The following is a 26,828-nucleotide window of genomic DNA, read 5'->3' as shown; positions in this document are numbered from 1 at the left end:
CTTTAGGCCGTCAAAAGCCACGAAAAGGATTCTAACCCTTACGTCCTATTCCTACGCATCAAATCCATTCGGATTACTCGACTGCCAGCACCATGAATCCCGACACATATCCTCTAAAGACAAGCTCACTTCCCAGCCCAAGATGTTGCGGGCTTTTTCCGCGTTCGCATAGAATTCAGCAATATCACCAGCACGTCTTGGCATAATCTCATAAGGAATAGCCTGCCCAGAGGCTTTTTCAAAGGCCTTAACAACATCTAAAACACTAAAACCAATGCCTGCACCAAGATTATAGGCATCAATACTTTTTACGGCTTGGCTCGCCAATTTCTCCAAAGCCTTAATATGACCCAAAGCCAAATCCACTACATGGATGTAATCACGCACGCCCGTACCATCATGTGTTGCATAATCACCACCAAACACACTCAATTGCGCACGCTTCCCCACGGCAACTTGAGTGATAAAAGGCATAAGATTATTGGGGACACCGCGAGGATCTTCACCCATCAAGCCACTCGGATGCGCACCAACTGGGTTAAAGTAACGTAACAAAGACACATTCCAGCGCTTATCCGAAGCATAAGCGTCTTGCAAGAACTGCTCTATCATCACCTTTGTTCGACCATAGGGACTAGTCGAACTAAGAGGGAAATGCTCAACATAAGGAATTGGGTTGTTTTCTCCATATACCGTCGCAGAAGAACTAAATACCAAATCAAACACGCCATGTTCTGCCATCACATCGAGCAAATTTAGCGTACCAGTTAAGTTATTGTGATAATAAGCCAAAGGAATCTTCGTCGATTCACCTACTGCCTTCAAACCCGCAAAATGAATCACAGCCTGAATAGCATGAGCTTCAAAAACCCGATTTAAGGCTGGTTTGTCCAATAAATCTAATTGATAAAAAGTTACTTGTTTTCCCGTAATACGCTCTATACGGTGCAAAACTTCAACATTCGAATTACACAAGTTATCAACCACGACAACATCATAACCTTGATTTAACAACTCAACACAGGTATGGCTTCCAATAAAACCTGTTCCACCCGTCACCAAAACAAACATCCAACACTCCCTATAAACAAAAAACCACATCACCTGTCGGCCTTTAGGCCGACAAAAACCGAATCACACCAACCAAAACCCTTGACGCGCTAAAGCACGACCTACAAAAAATACTCCACACAACATCCCGTAGGTCAGATGAGACGAGGCACGAGGCGTTATCTGACGCATGAGGCGCTTACCTACAAAAAACCGTGACGATTAAAACCAGCAAGCATAACAAAACTTACTCATTGATACTTAGCCGCAAAACGAACCACGTGATCTAGACATTGCAACAACAGACCAGCCATACCGAACGCTTTATTCAATAACGCCGATTGTATTTCAGGATCATCAGGGTAATCATGGGCAAATTGGTTACGCATTTCCCGTAACTTCAGCCACTGTTCAACAGAATCCAGGGACTCCTATCTTTTCAAGTCGATTTAACTTATCAATAAAGGTAGTAAGCTCACCTTCTTCATGCGTTAGCTCGATTACTGCAGGCAATAACTTTGCCCCCATCACATCCTGCAATTTTGAAAACCGGACAATAAACTGATCAAATACCGCAAGTTCCATTTCTGTAAGTTCAGACAAACTGGCCGCAGTGTAGGGGTGTTTATCTGCCAAGTGCTGCATAGACCAATTCAAACGTTCTGCATGCGTTTGGCAAATATTAACGATCCCCTGAAATACCTCCTTATTCATAAGCGAATACCGCTCTCTTTTGCGATTTTATAGATAGGCAAAAAGTTTCCAGACTTACGGTTGATTACCAAATCAATTTTCTGCTCACCAAGCAGCAAATGAAGTTCAACCAAAGCATTCAATTTAGCCTCAACAATATCATCGGCCTCATGCAAATCAGGCTCAATATACAAATCAATATCCCCGCCACGGGCATTATCATCGGCCCTAGAACCAAAAACTAGCAAATCAGATCCTTCGCCGAAATGCTTCAATAACACATGCTTAATTGTCTCTTGCTGGTATTTAGTCAAACGCATATCGGACTCCTTAAACTAACAAAAAACCACACCAAATCACCAAATCACCTGTAGGTCGGCCTTTAGGCCAAAAAAGCTAATCACACCAAACCAAACCCTCAAATACCACACCAATAAAAAACCATGTTATGCTACCCCCAACCATCAGGAAGATGGGGTCAAGACAACAAGGAGGACACACAATGTCGACGTTATTTTTTCATTTCGATGGCACAGACAATAGCCCAAATGACGCCTACGCACCAGAACACAGCGTATCCAGCATCACCAACGTATTAAAATCTCATCTATTACTGGGTGGTCGCGTAAAAAACCACATAGACACAACGCCCACACACCTCCCCCATCGCAGCTTTTACTACGCCGGCATCGGCACCTACGGCCACTGGCTGGAACAAAAAATCAACGCCGCGTTTGCCATTGAATCCGGCCACGTAGCCAACATCTTAAACCGCGCCTTAAACGACTTCAAAAACCATTATAGCCGCTCTACACGCCACATTGTCTTAATAGGCTTTAGCCGAGGCGCAGCCTTAGCAAGACGCTTTGCCGCGCTCATCACCCCACTTATTGATCGCCCTATCATCATAGAAGCCGTCATCGACACCGTCGCTTCCATAGGCTGGCCAAACTTAGACACCCGCCAACGCCCGCAAAGCGACGTGGTATTTGAACATGGACACACACTGCCAGAAGGCGTTCACCGCGCCTTACACCTGGCTGCTTTAGACGAACAACGACTCGCTTTTCGTCCCACATTGATCAACCACGATGGAAGAGCACTCGAAATCTGGCTAGCAGGAGCACATTCAGACATTGGCGGTGGCTACCGCAAAGATGGCATAGGAGACATAGCATTACGTCTCCTAATAGACTGGATAGAACAACAAACCAAACAAAATGCTTATCAAACAACACGCCTAGCAAAAAGTCAGCCGCCCCACTGGCAACCACTGCTCACCATAGAACCCAAACACCTAGGCAAAATACACTACCAACAACGCAACCTAAACGTCTGGCGCGACCTCACCCTCGCCCCACGGCACTGCTGCGTCTTAGAAAACGACCGCCCCAACCCCGAACTATCCCCACACTGGCACCACAGCGTCACCCAACGCATCCACAGCAACCTCGGCTACTTCCCCATCGCCCACTGCCCAACACCCGCCATACTCTGGCAACCAACACGCCCTTCCCCTTATCTCCTCCAAGGCTAGGATGGTGTTTGTCTATTGTTCCTTCCCCTTATCACTTCCAAGGGGAAGGCTAGGATGGGGTTGTCTCTTGTTCCCTCCCCTTATCTCTTCCAAGGGGGAGGGCTAGGGAGGGGTTCTGAACTTGCAACCCCCTCCCGACCTCCCCCTTAAAAACACAAGGGGGAGGAGCAGACCTGAAAAGTCCCTTCCCCTTATTTCTTCCAAGGGAAGGCTAGGATTGGGGTTGTCACTTGTTCCCTCCCCTTATCTCTTCCAAGGGAAGGCTAGGATTGGGGTTGTCTCTTGTTCCCTCCCCTTATCTCTTCCAAGGGGAGGGCTAGGGAGGGGTTCTGAACTTGCAACCCCCTCCCGACCTCCCCCTTAAAAACACAAGGGGGAGGAGCAGACCTGAAAAGTCCCTTCCCCTTATTTCTTCCAAGGGAAGGCTAGGATTGGGGTTGTCACTTGTTCCCTCCCCTTATCTCTTCCAAGGGGAAGGCTAGGATTGGGGTTGTCTCTTGTTCCCTCCCCTTATCTCTTCCAAGGGGAGGGCTAGGGAGGGGTTCTGAACTTGCAACCCCTCCCGACCTCCCCCTTAAAAACACAAGGGGGAGGAGCAGACCTGAAAAGTCCCTTCCCCTTATTTCTTCCAAGGGAAGGCTAGGATTGGGGTTGTCACTTGTTCCCTCCCCTTATCTCTTCCAAGGGGAGGGCTAGGGAGGGGTTGTCTATTGTTCCCTCCCCTTATCTCTTCCAAGGGGAAGGCTAGGATTGGGGTTGTCTCTTGTTCCCTCCCCTTATCACTTCCAAGGGGAGGGCTAGGGAGGGGTTCTGAACTTGCAACCCCATCCCGACCTCCCCCTTAAAAACACAAGGGGGAGGAGCAGACCTGAAAAGTCCCTTCCCCTTATTTCTTCCAAGGGGAAGGCTATGATTGGGGTTGTCTCTTGTTCCCTCCCCTTATCTCTTCCAAGGGGAGGGCTAGGGAGGGGTTCTGAACTTGCAACCCCCTCCCGACCTCCCCCTTAAAAACACAAGGGGGAGGAGCAGACCTGAAAAGTCCCTTCCCCTTATTTTTTCCAAGGGGAAGGTTAGGATGGGGTTTGCTCTTGACCATCAATCTACAATACCTGTTTCTTCAAGGGCACGACGTTAGATTCTTCGATCTTCTGATCTTGTGCCTGTTTTGCATTCCACACCAAATCGCCGATACCATCCGTTGGCTGAAAATCGGTTGGCGCACTGATCAAGATCTCACGCACTTTTTCATGATCAAAATCATGACAAGCTTTATCCAGCTTCTCCATGGTTTGCACAAAATCTGGCAAAGACAAAAAGCGTTCATGAGCGGTCATAATGCGTTTGTGCTGGGTTTTTTGGACATTGTCGCCAATCAATAACTCTTCAAACAACTTTTCACCAGGGCGCAAACCCGTGAACTGAATTTCAATATCCCCATTCGGATTTTCAGGCGATTTCACTTCCAATCCAGACAAGCGAATCAGGTTTGTCGCCAAATCCACTATCTTTACGGGTTCACCCATATCCAATACAAATACATCGCCACCTTTGCCCATGGCGCCAGCCTGAATAACCAATTGAGCCGCTTCAGGAATCGTCATGAAATAACGAATAATATCCGGATGAGTCACGGTAATCGGCTGATTTTCCTGTATTTGTTTTTTAAATACTGGAATCACAGAACCAGACGAACCGAGCACGTTACCAAAACGCACCATACAAAAACGAGTATACGTTTCCTGCCTCGCTTCTTTTTTGGCTTCTTCTTCCGCCAGCGCCTGTAAGCCCAATTCAGCCATGCGTTTGGTCGCTCCCATGACATTGGTTGGACGTACAGCTTTATCGGTGGAAATCAACACAAAAGACTCAACACCGCTTTCAATCGCTGCTTTAGCGCAATAGTAGGTACCAAAGGCGTTATTACGCACCCCTTCGACAACATTGTATTCCACCAGTGGCACATGTTTATAAGCCGCCGCATGATAAACCGTATGCACCCCAAACGCCTTCATCGTCGATGCCAAACGATTAATGCGCTGTACAGATCCGATCAAAGGCACAATGGTAACGTTAAAAGGCAAGGTCTCTAACAGCTCATTCAACTCTTGATCTATGTTGTACACCGCAAACTCAGACACATCGAATAACACCAATTTCGATGGCTGCTGAGCCAATATTTGTCGGCACAGTTCAGAACCAATCGAACCACCTGCGCCCGTTACCATCACCACCTTGCCAGCAATATTCGACTGCATTAGCGACGCCACAGGCGCCACCACATCACGACCTAACAAATCATCTACCGCCACATCCTGCAGCTCACTCACCTTGGCTTTACCCGTGACAATATCGTCAAAATCCGGCACGGTTAACACTTCCACCGCATAAGGCAGCAACTGATCAATCACCTTCTTACGGTCAGAACGGCTGGCTTTCGGAATCGCTAACAATACTTTTTCGATTTGATACTTCTCAATCAACTCCTCTAACTTAGCCACATCATAAACAGGAATCCCCTGAATAATAGTATTCGCCAACGACGCATCATGATCAATAAAACCCTTCACCCGATAACAAGACGCCTGGCGCAATGCCAAGGTTAACTGCCGCCCCGTAGAACCCGCACCAAACACCAAAACAGATTCATAACCTTTACGTGGCGATTGCGTGATCAAACCACGAATCAACAAACGCGCCCCACCACACAACATCACCAAAAAAGGGAAATAAATAATAGGAACCGTACGAGGAATAGACGCTTCAAAAAAGTAAGCAAACGTCGTAATGCTTAACGCAGACGCCGCCGCACCGCACAAAATCGCGGTAAACGCATGAAAAGTTAAATAACGCAAAATAGCACGGTACAAACCTAGCTTAATATTCACCAACAAGGTAACGGCCACCGTACCAACCAACACATACCAAACAGCATGATTGGAAAAACTGGTAAACTCACCTAAACGCGCCCAATAAGCAAACGTAAAAGCCAAACACACAAACAGGGCGTCGACAGCCAAACTAATCAAACGCTTATAAAACCGCGGCAAAGACCAAAGAAAATCCAACTTTTTTATCATCTAATACACCCTGTATACACAAACGCAAAATGTAGATCGGCCTTCAGGCCGTCAAAAACCCAACAACACCAAATCAAATATAGGTCGGCCTTTAGGCCGTCAAAAAAATGCTATCTACAAAAACGAAAATGCCGCGCTAAACCACGACATACAAAAACAAACTCAACTAAAACATTTTACGCCAAATTTGCAAACAATGCGCATGTAAGATTTGCGAAAATCATCACTCACCCTTCACCCGATCACCAGACCCACTGCCCGTTACCGTCTTGATGATATAAGAAAAATAATGCGCCAAAGACAAACTCTGAATCATCTTAGCATCAGTGTCCGCCAACAACTCGGGGGTCGACATATCAATATCCGAAATTTGTGCCAATCCCGTAATACCGGGCGCACAGCAAATACCCCTTTGACATCGCGCGCTTGAGTCAATTCAGTTTGATTAAACAACCCAGGTCGCGGCCCAACCAAGCTCATTTCACCTTTCAATACATTCCAAAGCTGCGGCAATTCATCCAACTTGGTTTTACGTAAAAACCCGCCCAAAGGCGTGATGGAACTGGTAGAGGCCAAATGACTCGCCACTGACGCCGTGTCCACCGACATAGTACGAAACTTCACCAGCACAAATGGCTTTTTGTTGCGACCAACGCGCTCTTGACGAAAGATAGGTGAGCCAGTGTCAAATAAGCCAATGATAAAAATAATCAACAACACAGGAAAGCCACACACCAGGCCTAACAGGGCAAACACAAAATCTAATACACGAAACATTTTATCATCCAATCATCACGAGTTTTTTTAGCAGCCAGTTGAAAACCATGTTCAACCGTATAAGGGGGAACCCAATCAAGCGTTTTTTTAGTGTGCTCGATATCGAGCTGCAAAGACCCAACCAAGCGATCCACCACGGCCTCTTTCTTAAAAAGCTTGCCCGCCAGTTTGAAACACCAGACTGGCACAGGAAGAGATAAGTTTGTTTTGCCCTGAACCTTGGCCATCAAAGCAACCATTTGAGCCGTGGATAAATCATTATCATCCGATACCAAAAACACTTGGTTTGCCGCGTTGGGGTGATCAATACACACCTTAATCAAATCCACCAAATTATACACAGAAACTAAACTACGTTTATTCTGATTAATCGCTCGAAACGGCAAGGGAAAACCTTTACCAACCAGTTTCATCAAAGAGGCAAAATTGGCTTTTACCCCTTCACCATAAACCAAAGGCGGACGAATAATCACGATCTCCATGCCTGTTTCTTTGCCTAACGCCAATAACTGTTCTTCTGCTTCAGATTTAGACATGCCGTAAGGGTCTTCTGGATTACGCATATCAGAAGCCGTAAAGGGGTTACAATTCGAAGTAGATTCACCGTTTACCTTAATCGAACTCAAGAAAATAAACCGCTTCACACCCGCCTCGGCGGCTCGGCGAGCTAGGTTTAATGTACCTTCGGTGTTGACCGCGCGAAACTCAGCAAGCGGATCTGAAGAGGAATCGTTCATGATATGGACGCGAGCGGCGAGATGGATAACCACATCTACATTATTAAACGCCCCTAAATACTGAGTGTCTGGTTGTATTTGCCCCCTAACAAAGTAAGCATCAGGGATACCCAAATCTCTCCGCCCAAAAAAACTTATCCTACTAGCCGGTAAAGCGGATAGTAAAACGGCACCAACAAAACCAGAACCACCGGTAATGAAAATTCTTTTATTGCTCATTTTTTTCACCAAATTCAACAATATCATGAGCCATTTGAGTCATGATTTGCTCGCGAGAAAACTTACTAATAAACTCTCTCCTTGGCCGAACCCCAAACTCTAGTGCATCAAAAGAACGATAAGCTTGCTCATCATTACTTGGATAAAATACCGACGAGTTATCAACCTCTTCTTTTAGGAAGTCTGCAGCATAACCAGAAACGCCCGCCCAGACAGGCTTACCTAAGGCTGCATATTCAAATATTTTGGATGGTAACACCTTACGAAATGCAGGATAGTCATTTAAATGAAGAAATAACACATCAGCATTCTGATATTCTTTTATTAACTCACTTCGACTGACAGGCGGCAGTAATTCAACGTTAGTCACGCCCGCAAGTTGTAATTGTAGCAATGCCTTTCGTCCACCATCACCAATAATTCTAAATTGCACTTTACCCTCTAGTCGCTTAGCTAACTTGGGCAAAATAGTATGAAGACCTTGACCTTCACCAATATTACCAGCATAGAGCACTGTTGAAACGTCGTTCCGCTGTGAAGAGTCAGTTGTTTGAGGTGCAACAGCCAAAAACTCGTTATCTATACCATTAGTAAAATATTTGTATTCTGCCTTAGGGTAGCAACTTGAAAAATAGTCAGCAAAGCCTTTCGATACTAAGTTAATTCGTTTAGCTTTCCGGAAAGTGTATGACTCAATCAAAGAAAAAAGAGGTTTTACAATCCAAGTAATTTTAGGAGATAACACATCCTTAATCGTATCAACAAAGATATCTCTAATATCTAAGTATAAGGGCAATTTTTTAGACGATGCTATCCGCGCACCTAAGAATGCAGTAAATAATCGGGAGGATGTTGCAAACACTAAGTCATAATGCTTATCGTTAGTGAGTTTAACGGCTTGTTTGTAAAACGCAGTAAAAGCTTTCACTTGATCCAGCATACCACTGTTATGTGACGGCAATGGAATACGATGAACTTCAACACCATCTTTTATCTCATATTCGGGAGCATCAGCCGAAAAGGAAGCATAACGATTAGGGAGTGTCGTTATAACCTCTAACTCGACATCAGGAATTTTTTTGAGCTTATCGACAAGGGCCGTCGTTCTGAACGAACCAGCACAAAGGTCAGGGGCATAATAAAAAGTCAGTATTAAAATTTTCAACTCTTGTCCTTTAAAATTGTAATTTTTGCACTTAAACGTCCTGCATTAAATGGAACTACGATTTTTTTATTAGAAACAGAAACGCCAAACTCAGGATGCCACGTACTCTCTTCTAATATCAAAGGGCATTCACATTCAAATTGAATTAACGTCAAACAAGGTAATTGAAGTGTTAGCTTCTGTTTCTCAGCGTTAACGATAAGTACATCAGGATGTATATGTAAATGGAAAGAAGCATCTGTAGGGTGAGATAACTCATCTAAAAGAGTAAAGTGCTCTGCATTGGAAGTAATGGTTCTCTTATGGACTATTTTAGGATTTAGTCTCTTATAACCATCATGACTTGCCGATAACGTCACCACACCATCTGTCTCGTCACTTTTTAACAATGTTGCATAGGCCCTGCGTGCGACTCTAAATCCTGACCACACCTCTGATGAACTTTTTCCATTTACAACAACGGTATTGTGTGCCGAGGTCTCTCTTTGTCTCAATCTCTCAGCACTTACACCATAAAGTGATGTACCAGAGTTCACAAAAACACGTTGAACGCCAACAGACATTTCAAAACTTAACGTATCGGCATGAGCATGGCCTGGCAAGTAATCTGGCCCCACATTCGCGTGGTCAAAAAACAGTGTGAAAAAACCAGTATCCACTCTACTATAACCACTGGTCTCATTGGTCATTAATACTTTTTTATTAACCTCATAAGATAGCTTGAGCTTATCTGCATAAGCAAATATTTGATGTGGTTTTGCCGCTATTCCAATAGCTGCATCATTAAAAAAGCTTATCTCACCATCAGGGTGCATCATGGTCTTAAGCCAACGCAAAGCCTTTTCCGCAACCACACGCCATTGAGAATGACGCTCTACTAAACTTGGATTTTGACTCACTTCTGCTAAATCTATGAGCTCCAATAGATCCCATAGTAAAATCTCGTGGTACATAGGCGATAGCTCAAAGTGAGCACCGTCGTCTAAAAACTGCTCGGGTATTTCGCGATCCAGTATTTTCAAACCTAAATCTAGAAATCGTTTAGCATCTTTTCCCTGTAAATAAGCCCCAACAAAAACCAATGCTTTAGCGTTGGCAAATAAATGATTACCTAAAATGTGATATTCAAGCTGTTGTGTTAGCGCATCCGCTTGTATGGCTATGCTATTAAGATATTTTTGTTCAACGGACTCTTTTCTGCTAAACCACTTAACCCAATTCACTAAGCGTAATGAGATGGGATAAGGTTCCCAGCCATTACCGAAGCAAGCAGGATTCTCAGCAATCCAACGATCAATAAATTGATAATGAATTAATTCACGCTCTGCATAGCTTTCAGAATTAAGATCATCAAAATAATGCAAGTTATATAACCAAAGCTTGGAGTATTGAGGTGAATTCCAAGCATTCTTGGAGTTAACAACCCCGCCTTCATTCAAGAACAACACTATATCATTTTTAAAAATCGACTGATTATATAGAGTTTCACCCGACCAGCGCCACGAACTACAACCACTACTAACGATGGAAGTAATTTTCACTTTCTTTAAATAATAAAATAGGCGATAATAGACTTGATTAAACTTCAAATACTTAATGGTCCAGAGCAATAAAAAAATTTAAATGTTATCTTTCTCATTCACTAACCCATAAGAAGGTCATTTACTATAAATCTATGCTTACCTCTGATTGTGAGAGGTATATCATCTACAAGTTGATAGCTTATATCTAACGAGCTACCTACTTTATTTTGAAACGCTAGACATATTAAATAAGGATCAACCTCTTTATTAAAAGATCCTTCCACTTGAAGCCTTAAAGTACAACAACCAACTTCAGATTGAAAAAATTGATACTTCCTTACTCTATTTAAAACATCACTATGTATATTTAAGGATGTCATTGTTATCTTTTGTCCGTCTTTACCTATCAAGTAATCTTTACCCCATCTACCTGATAGCTGGGAAAATTTAATTAAGTTGGAACTTTCATTTATGTCCAGAGTATCACCGGTTTTATACCTAACTAATCTTGTTGCTTTATTCCAAAATCCTGTTCCAACAATTTCATAATTTAACACTTCGGTATACCCATAAAGAGGGTTGGGTTCATAATTACCTGAATTATAAGGAGCAAAAACGACTCTTTCTGACATCCCATAAAATGTAACAACCTTAGCTCTAAACGCCTTATTTATTATTTCCAGCTGAGAAGAGGTTGCACTTTCTGAAACCAACAATATGTGTTTAATTGAATCTAAGCAAACACCTAAATCTAAAACAATTCTAGCAAGTTCTGCAACTGAAGAGGGATAGCCATGTATCCACGACGCATTATAATTAAGAATTTTCTTATAATTATCACTAAAAGCCTTTGCTGTTAACTTAAAAGGCGATATTAATAACTCTTTATAGAGGTAATTATAAGCCAACAAATCGTTTACAGGAATACCTTCAACTCCCCTCAAACACAGGCGCTTAGAATTTACATCAATTCCTTCACGATTCAAATAATAATTAACAAATGCCCATTCAATTCCATATAAACTATTAGACATTAAAAATTCTGTCTGCTTACCGGTAGTACCACCCGTACTAACTTTATAGCTATTTTTTTTATAACGGTTATCAATAAACCAACTCAGATCAGACGAGAGCATATCCTTACAAATGATTGGAAAATCATATAATTGTTCGGCTGACTCAATAATACTGATACTCTTGGTTTTTGCAAAATCTTTATAAAATGGCACATACTTTATTGCTTCATTTAAATTTTCAACAAGCAAATTATCAGCATACACCTTTTTTATTTCAGGTGTGAGTTTTGAAAATTCATTTTGTAAATACATAGTCTTTCGATAGCTTGGCCCACAAAAAATCGAAAATGGTAAATAACATAATGGCTTAAATAACTCAGGTGGAAGCGTCTTATAAATCTTCTTTATTTTTGACAGATCAACTCTCATAAAAATACATAGACCCTTAAAAAACATATAAAATCATTTATACTCGAAAAAAATTTCATTTATTTTTTTTATATTTTTTTCCCATAAAAAGTCACTAGCAATATTGTATGCACTACCAACAATCTCATCATACACCATACTAATCTCATTGATAAAACCACAATCGAATATATTATTAACCCTTTTATCATCTAGCCTTATATAGTTAACCCCATCAATGCCAATATCATTAAGAATTCCAACAGGAGTACTAAAAACTAGAACTTTAGATAACATTGCTTCGATTGTAGTAATACCAAAACTTTCTTCTTTCGAAAAAGAAACAAAAAAATCTGACATATTAAAAACACTTGATTTTTTATTACCCTTAACAGCACCAATAAAGAATATATTTTTTTACTGCAACATTTCTCTTTAATAATTTCTTTCTCAATACCATCACCACAAACCAATAAACATGAATCATCATTAGACTGCTCAATAAAGAAATCAATAACATCTTGAACACGCTTACGATCTTCTAAAACAGATATAGAGAGAAAAACCCATTTATATTTCTCTCTTATATTAAGAAAATATTCATCAATACTTTCGTCGAGAGAAATTGGAGGCTGAACTGGCAATATAAAATACCTACAGTTTGTCTTTAAAATACTGTCAAAAAAACAAAAACTCTCCCTTGAAACAAAACAAACATTTTGGCAAAAATTCAACGAAAGCTTTATTAAAAATTTAACAGAGCTTTTCTCATAAAAAGTTTTAAATTCTCCTCCGTGTACTAAAAAAACAATATGACTTTTTGAAAAAAAACGCACTATAATTAATAGCGCTGTTTTTTCCCAAAACCCCCAGTAACTACTTGAATTTAAAAGCACATAATCAAAATTTTGAGATGCCAGAACTTTAAAAAAAGACCAAAAAACAAGAAAGCTTGCTTTAATTTCCTTTAATGAGAAAGAAGATTTTTTTGGATTTTACGACTTTTAACTTTATAGGTATCAAAGTAATCAACCTGATAAGATTGATTGCCACTCATACTTTCAAGATAGGACTTCATGAAATTTGATATTCCCCCAACCAAATCTATATCAGGTCCGACAGCCAATACTTTTTTCATATTTTTCTCTTAAAATTAATTGGAAAACATACATAAATAAAATTGAATTTAAAATATTAATTTTAGCATCATGAAACATTGGATCGACTAAAGATAGCAATATAACAATGCCAATCGGGAAGAGCTTAATTGACATATTTCTAAAAGAAAAATCACTCCATATGCTTTTAAAATTTAAACTAAATATATATATTATAGGAGCATAAGCTACTAGCATTCCCAATAGACCATACCTTAGCATCCATACGGTCTGTGTCGAATCTGGTGTCCTCAGAGATAGATCAAATGCATAAGGGTGCGAAAATTGTGACATATACTCTTTACTATCCCCAACACCAAACAACACAGTAATCCAATGATCTGATATCGTATCAAGCGCCCATAGCTTTGATACTAAACGATGGCTTGCTGTAGAGTAATTACCTGATTCAAGATCAAATCCTCTAGACAACATCTTAAAATACTCAGGCTCTAAAAATAAAACATATGAAAAAACAAAAAAAATCATTGCATATAAAAACAACTTCAGTTTAAAACCACTACCAAAGAATATTATTACAGACAAAATCAATATTAAAGCAGTCCTTGACAAGGTTAAACTTGCAGAAATAAGTGAAAAAAATACAATCACATAAACTATAATTTTATTATTTGAATAAATTCTTAAATGCAATAATGCTATCATCGTAGATATAACTGAAAAAATACCTGCCTTACCTGGTTGACCAATAATACCGAAAGCTCTATATCTAGCATAACCCTCATTGTAAACCTTGCCTTCACCATATAAAACAACTAAATTATCAGTGTAAAAAGTTAGCTTAGGCAAAATCGAAAGTAGAAAATTAGCAACAGACAAAATCAGCAAAGCAAACAATAATAACTGAAAAAAATCTCGCTCGCTCAATTTTGAGCTTGTCTTCAGTAACATCAAGATCAAAAAAGGCATAATAAATGAATAACTTCGACTTAACTCACTCAAGTCACTCTCATACAATACTATATCCGTAAAAATTGGAACAAATAAATCTGAAACAAGCTGAAAAAACATCAAAACAGATGATAATAAAATAAAAAAACAATAGTAAGATTTTATTTTTTTCTTTAACAGAAAAAAATGCAATCATAAACACAAACATAAGAAACATCATTATAATAAAATTTGATGCTTTATATGCGCCTTCTCCACCATAAGGAATCAAAATAAGACATGGCAACAAAAAAACGCACAATCTATGAACATGAAGACGATCAAGTAACATAAAAAAGCACCTTTTTTCTAATTTTTATGTAACGTATAGCTGTAATTATTGGAAGCATAATCATAACAATCGACAATGAATATTCATTAAAAAACTTAATAGAGATAAAAAAACAAACAAAAATACCAAAAAAATTAAAAAATTCATCTTTAAGAGATATTTTGTCCTAGACACAAAAATGAGATAATTACAATCAAACAAGGATATTTGTGAAAAATAAATATAGAAAGAAACACAGAGTAATATCAAAAAATTAACATTACTTTCAAAAAATAAAGAATCAAAAAAATCATAACCACAGAAATAAATATACCACAGCATAAAAATTTATAGTTTTTACTATTTAAATCCTCTATAAATTTTTTTACACCTGCTCCTTTCCCAACAACCTCCGAAAAGTCTGGTAGCACTCTAATCAGCAGCATTCTAGGTAAAAGCATACCCAAACCAAGCCAAGAAACATATTTCGCAGTAATTATAACAAAGTCAGGATTAATTTTCTCCATCATAAAAGGCAATAGCAACAAAATCCCACCAGAGCAAAAATTAGACGCACCGTTATAAAAAGCTTCTTTAATTTCTCTAACAACCCATTTCAAGTCTTTTCTAAAAAAACACACACCATTAAATAAAAAACAAAATACATATATAATAAAAAACAAAAAAACAAAAAAATAAAAACCATTAAATTCATTAAAAAAAATAAATATAAAAAATACAATTTGAACGGAGAAAACAATATCCCAAAAAACTACCATTTTAAAGTTTCGTTGACTTAGCATTAAACTTCTTTGCAGTTGATTTATAGAAAACAAAACAGAAGAAAAATAAAACCAGAAAGGCTCACTTATCAAACCTAACCACCAAAGAAAGAGGACCAATGGAAAATACAATATAGAGGTCAACAAAAGCACATAAAATCGATAAACTAATAATTCACTATATTCTTGAATACCATTCAATTTTATAAGATGTGTTCCTTGAGAAACTATAAAAAAAATTGACAATGAAAAAAACAAAGCTAACTCTGAAACGAAGCTAGCTTGATTAGAAAGAACAAGATAACCTGCTATATATATTAGAAAAAGTCTAAGTCCTCCTTGAAATGAAGCTATAAATAGCGAATATACATTCAGCATATTAATCACCAAATACCTTTTGTATCAATAAGGCAGTTACCTCCAAAAGACTCTTTCTTAAATTCTTTATGATCCACCAGCAACAAATGAACATCCGCCATTTTTTCCGCTTCTTCAAAGCTCACAAGCCGAAGCGCTGTATTAACAACAGGAAGCTCTTTTATATTTGGCTCTACCGCAATCACTTTTCCCGCATGCATTTCTGCAATTTTTTTCGTGATATTCAGTGCTGGGCTTTCGCGTAGATCATCAATATCAGGCTTAAAAGCTAAGCCATAACAAGCAATGGTAACGTCTTTCGCTGTTTTCTCTGGATTCGCTTGTAGAAAGTCTGCAATCGCAATCTTAACTTTATTAATTACCCATTCAGGTTTGGCATCGTTTACTTTACGTGCTGTATGAATCAGTTTGGCTTCATTTGGTGTTTTACTAACGATGAACCAAGGGTCAACCGCAATGCAGTGTCCGCCAACACCAGGACCTGGTTGTAGAATATTGATACGTGGATGACGGTTCGCGAGTGATATTAGCTCCCATACGTCGATATCAAGCTTGTCACAAATAATAGACAACTCATTGGCAAAGGCAATTTGCACGTCACGGCATGAGTTTTCCGTTAGTTTTGCCATTTCTGCAGTACGAGCATTGGTAATAACGCACTCACCTTGAACAAAGGTTTTATATAACTCAACAGCGCGAGCAGAGCATTTCGCCGTCATGCCGCCTATTACGCGATCATTCTCAACCAATTCACGTACCACATGACCAGGCAAAACACGTTCAGGGCAATGGGCCACATTGACATCGGCATTGTCTCCCGCCGCTTGCGGGAAAGTTAAATCTGGGCGCGCTGCAGCAAGCCACTCTGCCATTTGTTCCGTTGCGCCCACAGGTGACGTTGATTCCAGAATAACCAAGTCACCTTTTTTTAACATGGGTGCAATCGCGTTTGCTGCCGCTTCTATGTACTTTAAATCAGGCTGAGGAATATCCCCTTCCATTTGAACTGGCAAAAAAGGTGTCGGAACCGCAATTAAAAAAGCATCCGCCGGCTCCGGCGTTAATACGGCTTTTAAATAGCCTTCTGTGACGGCAGCATGAACTATCATGTCTAAATCAGGCTCCACAATGTGAATCTCTCCACGGTTGATGGTGTCTACTGCCCGTTGATTGACATCGACACCAATCACCTTTTTCTTTCTAGAGGCAAACATAGCCGCGGTTGGTAGGCCTATATACCCTAAACCAATCACAGAAATCGTATTAAAAGACATGATATTCCTTCATTTTTAAAATTTGTTGTTGCTGTAGTAATTGTCGGCCTAAAGGCACGACCTACATTACTGTTAACCTGACCATTGTCGGCCTAAAGGCACGACCTACATTACTGTTAATCTGACTATTGTCGGCCTGAAGGCACGACCTACAGATTATAAATATTTACATTAGACTGCTAAAATTTCACAAATTCGTTGGCATGCTTTGCCATCACCATAAGGGTTATGAGCACGGCTCATTTCACTGTATGCAATTTCGTCCGTTAGTAGCTTATTCAGTGCCGTGGTGATTTTTACCACATCGGTTCCAACCAGTTTCACCGTACCAGCGTCTACCGCCTCAGGGCGCTCTGTTGTATCTCGCATCACTAAAACAGGCTTGCCTAAACTTGGCGCTTCTTCTTGTATACCACCTGAGTCCGTTAAAATAATGTGCGAGCGGTTCATTAAATACACAAAGGGTAAGTATTGCTGTGGCTCAATCAAATACACGTTATCTACGTCACTTAAAATGCGATTTACTGGTTCTTGTACATTCGGGTTTAAGTGTACTGGGTAGAGTATTTGGACATCTGGGTGCGCTTTTGCGGTTTGCGCCAATGCTTCACAAATGCGCTCAAAACCACCGCCAAAGCTTTCACGTCTATGACCTGTCACTAGTATCAGCTTTTTGCTGCTGTCTAACATGGGGAATTGAGCTGACAGAGAATCGGTTAACACTGTGTCAGATTCAATTTGAGCTTTTACCAGTAATAAGGCATCTATTACTGTATTGCCCGTTACGTGGATATTTGAACTGCTGATGTTTTCATTCAGCAGATTTTGCTTGGAATTTTCTGTCGGTGCGAAATGGTATTTTGTTAAAGCTCCCGTTAGTTTACGGTTGCCTTCTTCAGGCCAAGGTGAATAAATATTGCCTGTGCGTAACCCTGCTTCAACATGACCAACGGCTATTTGCTCGTAATACGCCGCTAAGCTTGTCGCAAAAGTCGTTGCTGTATCGCCATGAACCAACACTACGTCTGGTTTAAACTCTTTTAAAACGGGTGTGAGTTCCAACAAAATACGGCTGGTTACTTCTGGCAGCGTCTGCCCCGCTTTCATCAGGTTTAAGTCATAATCTGGCGTGATTTTAAATAGTTCTAATACCTGGTCTAGCATTTCACGATGCTGAGCGGTGACACACACTTTGGATTCAAATCGTTCATCATTTGCTAAAGTATGAACCAAAGGGGCCATTTTTATGGCTTCAGGGCGCGTACCAAATACGGTTAGAATTTTCATTGTTGATTATAAATCTCGCTATTTTTGATAGTCTTCAATTTTGGCTGAATAATAATTTATGGCCTTTATTTACCGTCAGATCACGCCTCGTTCCTCGTCTAATCTGACCTACGGTTTTTATAGGCGTCTTTATCGCGATACATCTTTTGTCGGCCTAAAGGCACGACCTACATAAATGCATGGCTTAGATCAGGGTCTTGTTGCAATTCTTTTAGAATTTTGTAGCGGTATTCATCCGTTAGCATATTTTTGCACCTTGGCGATGCGTGTTAAAAAAGAAAATAGGTACAAAAAGAAGTACTGTTTAGTTTTGTAGTAAGAGTGATTTCCTCTTGGCACATCTGGTTGTGTTCCATAAATATAAAACACACCTTTTGCTTCAAAAGGAGCGTTTTTATTGGATTCTATTGCAACCCATTTCCCACGATGATCACCGAGAACGTTGTGCTCACTTAAACTCATGCCACACCTTCTATAAGATCTAATAGATACTGACCATAGCTGTTTTTTTGTAGCGGCTTAGCCAGCATTTTAAGTTCTTCTTTTGTCAACCAACCGTGATTAAATGCAATTTCTTCTAAACAAGCGATTTTATAGCCTTGGCGCTTTTCTATGGTTTCGACAAATTGTGCGGCTTCTAATAAGCTTTCGTGGGTGCCTGTGTCTAACCAAGCAAAGCCACGACCTAGCATTTCGACATTCAGCTTGTTTTGTTTAAGGTACATTTCATTAAGACAAGTAATTTCCAGCTCACCACGCTCAGATGGCTGCACTTGTTTGGCTAACTGAACAACGGAGTTATCGTAAAAGTACAAGCCCGTCACAGCGAAATTGGACTTCGGTTTAACGGGTTTCTCTTCTATCGAAATAGCTTTTTTATTTGCATCAAACTCCACAACACCAAAACGCTCAGGGTCTTTTACCTGATAGCCAAAGACCGTCGCACCTTGACCATTTTTCGCGTTTTCTACGGCTTGCCTTAGTTTAGGCGTAAATCCTTGACCGTAGAAAATATTATCCCCCAAGACCAAACATACATCATCGCTGCCAATAAAGCCTTCGCCTAGAATAAAAGCTTGAGCAAGCCCGTCAGGACTCGGCTGCACCACATAACTTAATTCAATGCCAAATTTTGAGCCATCACCTAAAAGACGCTGAAAGCTAGCTTGGTCTTCTGCTGTAGTGATGATCAGTATTTCTCGAATACCCGCCAGCATAAGCACAGAAAGAGGATAGTAAATCATTGGCTTGTCATAAATAGGAAGCAGCTGTTTAGATACCCCAATAGTAATAGGATAAAGCCGCGTACCTGAGCCTCCCGCTAAAATGATCCCTTTCATTGTTGCAACTCCGGCTCTAGGGTACCTAAACGTTCTCGCTGATAAGAACCATCCTGTACGTTATGACACCAATCTTGATTAGCTAAATACCATTCAACTGTTTTTCGAAGACCTGTTTCAAAGGTTTCTTGTGGATGCCAATTCAACTCTCGACTCATCTTAGACGCGTCTATCGCATAACGGCGATCATGTCCTGGCCGATCAGTCACAAAAGTAATTTGTTCCGCGTATTTAGCCTCTTTAGGGCGAAGTTCGTCCAAGATCTCACAAATGGTTTTCACCACGTCAATGTTTTGCTTTTCGTTATGGCCGCCAATATTGTAGGTTTCGCCTACTTTTCCTTCTGTCACCACTTTATACAAGGCTCTGGCATGGTCTTCTACGTACAGCCAATCACGTATTTGATCGCCTTTTCCGTAAACAGGCAGAGCCTTACCTTCTAGTGCATTTAGAATAACTAATGGGATCAGCTTTTCAGGAAAATGATAGGGACCATAATTATTGGAGCAATTTGTCACCATCGTTGGAAAACCATACGTTCTTAACCAAGCGCGAACTAAATGATCGCTTGATGCTTTGCTTGCAGAATAAGGGCTACTTGGCGCATAAGGCGTGCTTTCAGTAAATAATGATAGCGCACCAGTCATTTCATCAGGATGCGGCAAGTCACCATACACCTCGTCTGTGGAAATGTGATGAAAGCGAAAAGCGGTTTTACGATCTTTCCCTAAAGTACTCCAATATTCGCGAGCCGCTTCCAATAATGTATATGTCCCCACAATATTGGTTTGAATGAAATCTGCAGGGCCAGTAATCGAGCGATCAACGTGACTTTCGGCGGCTAAATGCATTACGGCATCGGGCTGATAGGTAGCAAAAACACGGTCTAACGCTGCCCTATCGCAAATATCAACCTGCTCAAAAGCGTAACGATCTGAATGATCAACATTCGCAAGGCTTTCAAGATTCCCCGCGTAGGTAAGCTTATCGACATTCACCACACTGTCTTGGGTGTTTTGGATAATATGGCGGATCACTGCAGAACCAATAAAACCCGCACCGCCAGTTACTAGAATTTTCATTCAGCCGTTTCCATAATTTTTAAATCTTGTTTATTGTCAATTTATTATCAATTAAAACAGTTCGTTGCTTAGTTTATCTGCAACTGTCAGATCACGCTTCGTTCCTCATCTCATCTGACCTACGGTTCTTATAGATCGTCATTCATCGCGATACGTCTTTTGTCGGCCTAAAGGCGCGACCTACATGATGCAGTGATCTGTCGTGGCACGTCTTTTGTCGGTCTAAAGGCCGGCCTACAAGTAACGCGTTATGTTTTTACTTCTTGGCGCAGTTGTTCTATTTCTTGTTCTAGGGCTTCGTATTCGGCGATTTTCTCTGTAAAAAACGCTGTGTAAGGGTGACTTTTTCTTCTATGCCTTTTGGGGTAAGTAGGTATAAGTAACCGGTTTTGTTGGCGCTGTTTTTAAAGTTGTCTGCTTTTATTGAGCCTTTTTCAATTAGGGCCTTCAGGCAAAAGTTGGCTTTGCCTAGGCTTATGCCCAGTCGTTTGGCGAGCTCACGCTGGCTGAGGTCTGGGTCTTGTTGCAGTTCTTTTAGAATTTTGTAGCGGTATTCATCCGTTAGCATGTTTGCACCCTGGCGATGCGTGTTAAAAAGGAAAAATAGGCACGGAAAGAAGTGGTGTATTGTGGTGTAAGTAAGCTTTCCATGCGTTTGCCTCGTTTGATATTGATCGCTGTTTATTTGACCATGTTCAATTGGTGAACGATGATAATTCAAGAAGGGTAATTATGCAAAGAATGTGTTTGAAAAATGTTTGTAAAGTGGGCGTTTTTTAAACGTTTTTGGTTATATAGATAGAAACGAAATCCGTTTTAGGTTTTGGTTGTGCGGTGAGCTGGGCGATGATGGTTTGTATTGTGTTTTGTAGGGCATAATGAGTACGACGTTATGATCCTTTTGCTTTCTAAGCGCTACCGTCAAGCATTTTATGCATAACCAGCTCTAAGGGATATAAATGCTCTTCAATAACAGATTTAATTGTTACGGGATCTATATCTCCCAGATAGTTGTGCACCAATATATTTCTGAAGCCACTGATTTCTGTCTAGGGTATATCCGGGTAAGCAGACTTCAACTCTTCCGGTAGCCTCTGCGTAGCTTCCGACATTGTCTGGAGGTTTCTGACCGCCGCATCATAGAGAATATCATCTTCGGCTATGTCACCACGTACCATGATGCGCCGGATTTTAGTCATACTGTCCAAAATATGATGCGCATAGGGTTGCCATGCTTTGCTCATAGCTCTATTGACTCATGCATTACAGTATTACGAATATATTTATTCAGTTCATGCTCCGGAATGAGGTCGACTTTCCGACCTAACAGGGCTTCCAGTGACTGCTTAAATTTCATTCGCTGTTTGAATAAATCGTACCCTTCAGGGAATTCAACCAGAAAATCCACATCACTGTCTTCGGTGTCTTCACCGCGCGCAACAGATCCAAACACCCGCACATGGCTAGCGCCGTATTGGTGAGCCAGAGCGTTAATCGCATCTTTTTTTGCATTTAATGTCTGTAATAACATGTTTATGCCACCTAATTGATCTGCACGTGTCTCAAAGATTTTGACGAATTTATACGGATTGTTCAATAAGCGAATGATGGCAATTTAAGGTAAGGGATTATGCAAATAATGCGTTTAAAGATTGTTTGTAAAATGAGCGTTTTTGTCGGCCGGATGAGGAAGACATGGCCTTTATCTGGTTCGAAGTGTAATGTGCCGTTTGATGATGTTGGTTATGAATGTCAGATTACGCCTCGTGCCTCGTCTTATCTGACATATGGGTGGGTTGGTGTGGATCATGAGATTGGTTGGTTTATGCATTGACTCATTTGTTGAGTTCAATTTTTCGTCCATGTTGTGCTATGTGTGCCAGCATTTCTTCGGATTTTATGGTGTTTAAATCTAAGATATCAAAGAAATAGGGAAAGGTGGTTTCTTCATTGAGCAGGTTAGATAACCGTGTAACCACTGAATGATCTAGTTTATCTCCAGAGATAACCATGTCTACGTCAGAACCTGGCTTGTAGGTACCTTTGGCTCTTGACCCAAAAATCATTACAGATTCAATCTCATGAAAGCTTTGAATGATGCTATTTAGCTCTTCAAGCTCTGCTGAGGTTAACCCAAAGTCGGCTTCCATCATTTGGTTAGTCTCTGAGTAAAGTTTCGATGAAAATCCTTTAAGATCGGGTAATAAGTCGACTTTATTTTTTAGCTCGACGAGTTGAGCTGTTTCCTCTTGATAAGTGTGCACTGTTAAGTTTCTATCGCTCAAGGCTTCTAGCCATTCTTTGCCGTTTCCAATCAGCTGATATTGAAACGCGGTTTTTATTGCGTCACGTGGGCTGCTTATCGAAAAGCCTTCTTCTTCTTGATAGTCTTTCAGCACTTTCCAAGCAAGCTCAAAGGATATTTCGAAAAACTGAATCATTCCTGCTCGTTCAATAACGGATAGTTTTTCCAGTTCAGTAGTGGTTTTTAGCAACATAAAACTTCTGGAAAAGTTTTGAAATCGTTGCTTCCAGCGTGATTCATGATAGTTCATATGTTCATTCCAAATACACTAAAACGACAAACATCATACTAACAAAATGCAGTACAGTTGACCATTCGTGACGTTATGCGTTTCCCTTGTCTCTTCCAAGGCTTAGGGTGAAGTGTTGGTCTTGTAACCCCCTCCCCGGCCTCCCCCTTAAAAAAGACACAAGGGGGAGGAGCAGAGCTGGGGTGTTGGTCTTGTAACCCCCTCCCGACCTCCCCCTTAAAGACACAAGGGGGAGGAGCAGAGCTGGGGTGCCGATCTTACCCTCCCCGCCTTCGCCGGAAAGATCGGGGCGGCGGTTGTCGTTGGGTGTTGTTGTGGGGTAAGGTTATTTTTTGTCTGTTGCAGAGGGATTTGTATGTTGGATATTCAGCACCACGGTGCGGTAAACGGTGTAACTGGGTCTTGTCATGAGTTGTGTGTGGATGGTGATAACTCGGTTCTGGTAGATTGCGGTTTGTTTCAGGGGGCGGAGACGTCTGGGGCTGGGGCGGATTCGAATCGCTTGGAGATCGAGTTTGATGTGTCGACGGTGCGGGCTTTGGTGGTGACCCATGTGCACATCGATCATGTGGGTCGGTTGCCCTATTTGCTGGCCGCGGGGTTTGATGGGCCAATTTATTGTTCGAAGCCGAGCGCGGCGTTGTTGCCCTTGGTGATTGAAGATGCGCTTAAAGTCGGTGTTACACGCAATGCCAGTATTATTGAGGCGTGTTTAGATCGTTTGGCTTCGCAGTTGGTACCGTTGGGATACAAGCAATGGACGAGTATTCCGCTGGCAACGGAAGCGTCTAGTGTGCAGGTACGTTTGTGTCGTGCGGGGCATATTTTAGGCTCGGCGTATGTGACGTTTCGGGTTAAGGGTGATGCGATCTGTCGGCCTGAAGGAGCGACCTACAAAAAATATCATGATGTGGTGTTTTCGGGGGATTTGGGCGCGCCCTATTCGCCTTTGTTGCCGGCACCGCAGTCGCCTTATCGGGCGGATCAGTTGATTTTAGAAAGTACCTATGGCGATAAAAATCATGAGAATCGTGCCACGCGACGTCAGCGTTTGCAGCAAAGCTTAGAGCACGCCTTGAGGGATTCGGGCACGGTATTGATTCCCGCGTTTAGTATTGGCCGCACCCAGGAATTGCTTTATGAGTTAGAGCATATTATTCATCAGAACAAGCAAAAAGCCGTGAGCCAAACGCGTTCTGGTGTGCCTCTTCGTTGGGAAGACATGGATATTATTATCGACTCCCCGCTTGCTAGCCGTTTTACCCGTGTTTATCGATCCCTTGAACCCTACTGGGATGCCGAAGCGAAACGCCGTGTGAAGGCGGGGCGGCATCCGTTGAGTTTTGAACAAGTGACGACGATAGACGATCATGACACTCATCTGCAAACCGTGTCTTACCTGCAACGTCAAACCCGTCCTGCCATTGTGATTGCCGCATCGGGCATGTGCGCCGGTGGACGTATCGTGAATTATTTGAAGGCGTTATTAGGCGATGAACGTAACGACGTGCTGTTTGTGGGTTATCAGGCTGCGGGCACACCAGGACGAGATATTTTGCGTTATCACGATCAACCCAATGGCTATGTGATGTTCGATGGCGAGCGATATCCCATCAAAGCCAAGGTACAACAAATCAGCGGTTATTCCGCCCACGCGGGGCAAGGGGATTTATTAAAATTTTATAAAAGGCATGCGAGTGCGACCCGGAAAAGTGCATTTGGTGCATGGTGACGATCGCGCCAAGCAGACATTGAAAGGCCTGATTGAACAGGCACACCCGACATGTGACGTCATCGTGCCGTAGAAAAACTCGAATCATACTTACGCGTGTGTATAGTTTATCCTGATCCAAGGAAAACCAGTTCGGTATAAGGATGTAAACATGAACTCAAAGGATCTTTTTAAACAGCTCAAAGACAATGGATGTGTGTTTGTCAGGCACGGTAAACGAGGTGATTATGTTATTTATGGTTGGTATAGAACGCCCACAGGACAACAACACGGCGTGGGGTATTATTGTTCCGGTGTTTGAAGAATTAGGATATGGTTGCGTTTCTGCCGCCGATGAGCAAGGCGAAGTGTTGTATCGTGCCAAAGAAGTGATTCTTTTAATGGCCGAAGAGGTCATCGCTAATGGACATATGCTATCAACATTAAATACTGGGTTTGTTGATTATCGTGCTAAGTACCCTGCGTTTACCGAATGGTTAGCCATTGAAGTGCCTGTCGAAGGTTTAAAAGGTAAACAAAAACGTGTCAACATCACCTTATCTGAACCACTTTTAGCACGAGTTGATGCCTATGTCGGCTTTCATCATGCATTTAAAGACCGGTCTGATTTTTTAGCAAAAGCCGCCGATCGTTATATGCAGATGAAGTAACGTGTGTTTTCGTAGACCGGATGAGGGAGGCTCGACCGTTATCCGGTGTTGGATTGTGACGATGGTGCTATGTTTTTTTGTAGGTCGTGCTTTAGCGCGACAAGAGCGTTGGTTCGATGTGATCCTTTTTTGTCGGCCTAAAGGCCGACCTACATAAAAATTAGTCTTTTTTGGCGAAGGCGTAGCGTATGAGTACGATTGCCATGCCGAGCATGCCGCCGAGTAATACGGCGAGTACGCAGATGAGGGCGCGTTTGGGGCCGGCTTTTTCTTCAGGGACAACGGCTGGGTCTATGGTTTTAAAGGCGAATCTCGTCTTGTACTTGTGCCAACATAAGGTTTTTGGTTTGCTCTTCTATCAGTTGATAAAAGACAGATTGCATGTCTGATATGCTGGTTTTTTTAATTTGCTCTTCTAGGTAGCCAATATTGCGACGGGTTTCGTCTAGCGATTCTTTTTTCACCCAGGCGTTTAGATCTGTCACTAGCCAGTCTACCCATTGTTTGGCTATGGTGGGGGACAAGTGCGTGATAGACAGGGTCACTAGGCCGTTGTCTTTGCTTTCGGATACGGCGATCAGTTTTTTGAACTCTTTGTAAGCTTCCCAATCGGTTGGTATTGGCGATTTTCCAGGCTCAACTTCACGCAGCCAAGTTTTCGTTTCAGGGTCGTATATTTCAGGGTCCAGTACCAGAGTATCAGTAGACTCACTCCATTTTTCACCGGCCATGAGCGGTACAAGTAAGTCGTATTTGTTGATAAAAGCGTTAATGAATTGACGCGACTGCAATACTGCGAGCGCCATGGCTTTGCTGTCTGTACCACCACCGCCTAGGTTGATGCCCGCGAGAGAAGCGAGACCGCCAAATTGCGCCGCCATACCAGCCAAACCACCCGATTGGTTATCATTTGCTGAAGCCAATACCGCTTCCGCTTTGTAGGTATTGGGTTGGGATAACGCGTATAACACGCCACCGACGGCAAACACAAAGGTGATGAGTATAATGATCCATTTGCCTCGCCATAGGGCGAGAAACAGTTCTTTCAGGTCTATCTCGTCATCATGGTGCGGATACGGCTGGGAAGGAAAGTTGTAATTATCGTTCATTGTCATTCTTCACTTTATATAGTGTGCACTGCATAGAAAAAGGGCTGGTTTATAGGGA

Annotated in this window: 29 protein-coding genes; 4 read left to right on the top strand and 25 right to left on the bottom strand. The window is 41.6% G+C overall.

Annotated features, from left to right (window positions below):
• Window positions 1–51: 51 nt before the first annotated feature.
• From galE to ONZ52_RS19650, 4 genes are all read right to left on the bottom strand, one after another.
• On the bottom strand, window positions 52–1,071 hold the full coding sequence (gene galE, locus ONZ52_RS19665) for a UDP-glucose 4-epimerase GalE (RefSeq protein WP_265220356.1): 1,020 nt from the start codon (window positions 1,069–1,071) through the stop codon (window positions 52–54).
• 230 nt (window positions 1,072–1,301) lie between these two features.
• A complete protein-coding gene (locus ONZ52_RS19660; RefSeq protein ID WP_265220355.1) occupies window positions 1,302–1,439 on the bottom strand; it encodes a hypothetical protein in 138 nt (45 codons plus the stop codon).
• 22 nt (window positions 1,440–1,461) lie between these two features.
• Window positions 1,462–1,764, bottom strand: coding sequence for a hypothetical protein (locus tag ONZ52_RS19655; protein WP_265220354.1), 303 nt, complete (start codon window positions 1,762–1,764; stop codon window positions 1,462–1,464).
• The gene (locus ONZ52_RS19650; protein WP_265220353.1) at window positions 1,761–2,063 is read right to left on the bottom strand and encodes a nucleotidyltransferase domain-containing protein; all 303 of its coding nucleotides are present in this window, start codon (window positions 2,061–2,063) and stop codon (window positions 1,761–1,763) included. The genes ONZ52_RS19655 and ONZ52_RS19650 overlap by 4 nt, the downstream gene beginning before the upstream one ends.
• A 182-nt stretch (window positions 2,064–2,245) precedes the next feature.
• Here ONZ52_RS19650 and ONZ52_RS19645 point away from each other — a divergent pair, with 182 nt between their 5' ends.
• Window positions 2,246–3,280: a T6SS phospholipase effector Tle1-like catalytic domain-containing protein gene (locus ONZ52_RS19645; RefSeq protein WP_265220352.1), complete on the top strand. Its 1,035-nt coding sequence runs from the start codon at window positions 2,246–2,248 to the stop codon at window positions 3,278–3,280.
• A 1,100-nt stretch (window positions 3,281–4,380) separates the two neighbouring features.
• On the opposite strand, the gene ONZ52_RS19640 is transcribed toward ONZ52_RS19645, so the two are convergent.
• The 19 genes from ONZ52_RS19640 to ONZ52_RS19555 form a co-directional block, all read right to left on the bottom strand.
• Entirely contained in the window at window positions 4,381–6,357 is a 1,977-nt protein-coding gene (locus ONZ52_RS19640; RefSeq protein ID WP_265220351.1) for a polysaccharide biosynthesis protein, read from the bottom strand.
• 312 nt (window positions 6,358–6,669) lie between these two features.
• Window positions 6,670–7,134, bottom strand: coding sequence for a sugar transferase (locus tag ONZ52_RS19635; protein WP_321160383.1), 465 nt, complete (start codon window positions 7,132–7,134; stop codon window positions 6,670–6,672).
• Window positions 7,119–8,090 (bottom strand): UDP-glucose 4-epimerase family protein, encoded by a 972-nt coding sequence (locus ONZ52_RS19630; protein WP_265220350.1) that lies wholly within the window; start codon window positions 8,088–8,090, stop codon window positions 7,119–7,121. Before ONZ52_RS19630 ends, ONZ52_RS19635 begins: the two co-directional genes overlap by 16 nt.
• Entirely contained in the window at window positions 8,080–9,255 is a 1,176-nt protein-coding gene (locus ONZ52_RS19625) for a glycosyltransferase family 4 protein (protein WP_265220349.1), read from the bottom strand. Before ONZ52_RS19625 ends, ONZ52_RS19630 begins: the two co-directional genes overlap by 11 nt.
• A complete protein-coding gene (locus tag ONZ52_RS19620; protein ID WP_265220348.1) occupies window positions 9,252–10,844 on the bottom strand; it encodes a heparinase II/III family protein in 1,593 nt (530 codons plus the stop codon). The genes ONZ52_RS19625 and ONZ52_RS19620 overlap by 4 nt, the downstream gene beginning before the upstream one ends.
• Before the next feature lie 53 nt (window positions 10,845–10,897).
• The gene (locus tag ONZ52_RS19615; protein WP_265220347.1) at window positions 10,898–12,223 is read right to left on the bottom strand and encodes a hypothetical protein; all 1,326 of its coding nucleotides are present in this window, start codon (window positions 12,221–12,223) and stop codon (window positions 10,898–10,900) included.
• A gap of 33 nt (window positions 12,224–12,256) precedes the next feature.
• Window positions 12,257–12,613: a glycosyltransferase gene (locus ONZ52_RS19610; RefSeq protein WP_321160394.1), complete on the bottom strand. Its 357-nt coding sequence runs from the start codon at window positions 12,611–12,613 to the stop codon at window positions 12,257–12,259.
• A gap of 556 nt (window positions 12,614–13,169) precedes the next feature.
• The gene (locus tag ONZ52_RS19605) at window positions 13,170–13,340 is read right to left on the bottom strand and encodes a hypothetical protein (RefSeq protein WP_265220346.1); all 171 of its coding nucleotides are present in this window, start codon (window positions 13,338–13,340) and stop codon (window positions 13,170–13,172) included.
• On the bottom strand, window positions 13,312–14,322 hold the full coding sequence (locus tag ONZ52_RS19600) for an O-antigen ligase family protein (protein ID WP_265220345.1): 1,011 nt from the start codon (window positions 14,320–14,322) through the stop codon (window positions 13,312–13,314). Before ONZ52_RS19600 ends, ONZ52_RS19605 begins: the two co-directional genes overlap by 29 nt.
• Before the next feature lie 525 nt (window positions 14,323–14,847).
• Window positions 14,848–15,741: a hypothetical protein gene (locus ONZ52_RS19595; RefSeq protein ID WP_265220344.1), complete on the bottom strand. Its 894-nt coding sequence runs from the start codon at window positions 15,739–15,741 to the stop codon at window positions 14,848–14,850.
• A 5-nt stretch (window positions 15,742–15,746) separates the two neighbouring features.
• Entirely contained in the window at window positions 15,747–17,015 is a 1,269-nt protein-coding gene (gene wecC, locus ONZ52_RS19590) for a UDP-N-acetyl-D-mannosamine dehydrogenase (protein WP_265220343.1), read from the bottom strand.
• Between the two features lie 171 nt (window positions 17,016–17,186).
• On the bottom strand, window positions 17,187–18,302 hold the full coding sequence (gene wecB, locus ONZ52_RS19585) for a non-hydrolyzing UDP-N-acetylglucosamine 2-epimerase (RefSeq protein ID WP_265220342.1): 1,116 nt from the start codon (window positions 18,300–18,302) through the stop codon (window positions 17,187–17,189).
• 231 nt (window positions 18,303–18,533) lie between these two features.
• On the bottom strand, window positions 18,534–18,764 hold the full coding sequence (locus tag ONZ52_RS19580) for a WxcM-like domain-containing protein (protein WP_265220341.1): 231 nt from the start codon (window positions 18,762–18,764) through the stop codon (window positions 18,534–18,536).
• Complete coding sequence (rfbA, locus tag ONZ52_RS19575; protein ID WP_265220340.1) at window positions 18,761–19,642, bottom strand: glucose-1-phosphate thymidylyltransferase RfbA; 882 nt, start codon at window positions 19,640–19,642, stop codon at window positions 18,761–18,763. The genes ONZ52_RS19580 and rfbA overlap by 4 nt, the downstream gene beginning before the upstream one ends.
• Window positions 19,639–20,724, bottom strand: coding sequence for a dTDP-glucose 4,6-dehydratase (gene rfbB, locus ONZ52_RS19570; protein WP_265220339.1), 1,086 nt, complete (start codon window positions 20,722–20,724; stop codon window positions 19,639–19,641). Before rfbB ends, rfbA begins: the two co-directional genes overlap by 4 nt.
• Before the next feature lie 289 nt (window positions 20,725–21,013).
• On the bottom strand, window positions 21,014–21,292 hold the full coding sequence (locus tag ONZ52_RS19565) for a MarR family EPS-associated transcriptional regulator (RefSeq protein ID WP_265220338.1): 279 nt from the start codon (window positions 21,290–21,292) through the stop codon (window positions 21,014–21,016).
• A gap of 340 nt (window positions 21,293–21,632) precedes the next feature.
• Window positions 21,633–21,767, bottom strand: a complete 135-nt coding sequence (locus ONZ52_RS25495; protein WP_409419874.1) for a HepT-like ribonuclease domain-containing protein — start codon at window positions 21,765–21,767, stop codon at window positions 21,633–21,635.
• A gap of 197 nt (window positions 21,768–21,964) precedes the next feature.
• Window positions 21,965–22,255, bottom strand: a complete 291-nt coding sequence (locus ONZ52_RS19560; protein WP_265220337.1) for a nucleotidyltransferase family protein — start codon at window positions 22,253–22,255, stop codon at window positions 21,965–21,967.
• Window positions 22,256–22,559: 304 nt separating this feature from the next.
• A complete protein-coding gene (locus ONZ52_RS19555) occupies window positions 22,560–23,279 on the bottom strand; it encodes an HI0074 family nucleotidyltransferase substrate-binding subunit (protein WP_265220336.1) in 720 nt (239 codons plus the stop codon).
• Window positions 23,280–23,634: 355 nt separating this feature from the next.
• On the opposite strand from ONZ52_RS19555, the gene ONZ52_RS19550 reads away from it, so the two are divergent.
• From ONZ52_RS19550 to ONZ52_RS19545, 3 genes are all read left to right on the top strand, one after another.
• Window positions 23,635–25,011 carry an MBL fold metallo-hydrolase gene (locus ONZ52_RS19550; RefSeq protein WP_321160382.1) on the top strand — a complete coding sequence of 459 codons (1,377 nt, stop codon included), beginning with the start codon at window positions 23,635–23,637 and terminating at the stop codon, window positions 25,009–25,011.
• Window positions 24,971–25,084 (top strand): hypothetical protein, encoded by a 114-nt coding sequence (locus tag ONZ52_RS24895; protein ID WP_321160381.1) that lies wholly within the window; start codon window positions 24,971–24,973, stop codon window positions 25,082–25,084. The genes ONZ52_RS19550 and ONZ52_RS24895 overlap by 41 nt, the downstream gene beginning before the upstream one ends.
• A gap of 127 nt (window positions 25,085–25,211) precedes the next feature.
• Window positions 25,212–25,661, top strand: a complete 450-nt coding sequence (locus tag ONZ52_RS19545; protein WP_265220335.1) for a type II toxin-antitoxin system HicB family antitoxin — start codon at window positions 25,212–25,214, stop codon at window positions 25,659–25,661.
• Window positions 25,662–25,821: 160 nt separating this feature from the next.
• Here the strand turns inward: ONZ52_RS19545 and ONZ52_RS25490 are convergent, their stop codons facing one another.
• On the bottom strand, window positions 25,822–25,905 hold the full coding sequence (locus tag ONZ52_RS25490; protein ID WP_428981195.1) for a hypothetical protein: 84 nt from the start codon (window positions 25,903–25,905) through the stop codon (window positions 25,822–25,824).
• Between the two features lie 55 nt (window positions 25,906–25,960).
• Complete coding sequence (locus ONZ52_RS19540) at window positions 25,961–26,770, bottom strand: Wzz/FepE/Etk N-terminal domain-containing protein (protein ID WP_265220334.1); 810 nt, start codon at window positions 26,768–26,770, stop codon at window positions 25,961–25,963.
• Window positions 26,771–26,828 lie beyond the last annotated feature (58 nt).

Origin of the sequence: Marinomonas rhodophyticola (assembly GCF_026113935.1) — a bacterium.
Lineage (GTDB): Bacteria > Pseudomonadota > Gammaproteobacteria > Pseudomonadales > Marinomonadaceae > Marinomonas > Marinomonas rhodophyticola.
The sequence above is the reverse complement of the archived record's forward strand: the minus strand, read 5'-3'. Positions and strand labels throughout refer to the sequence as shown.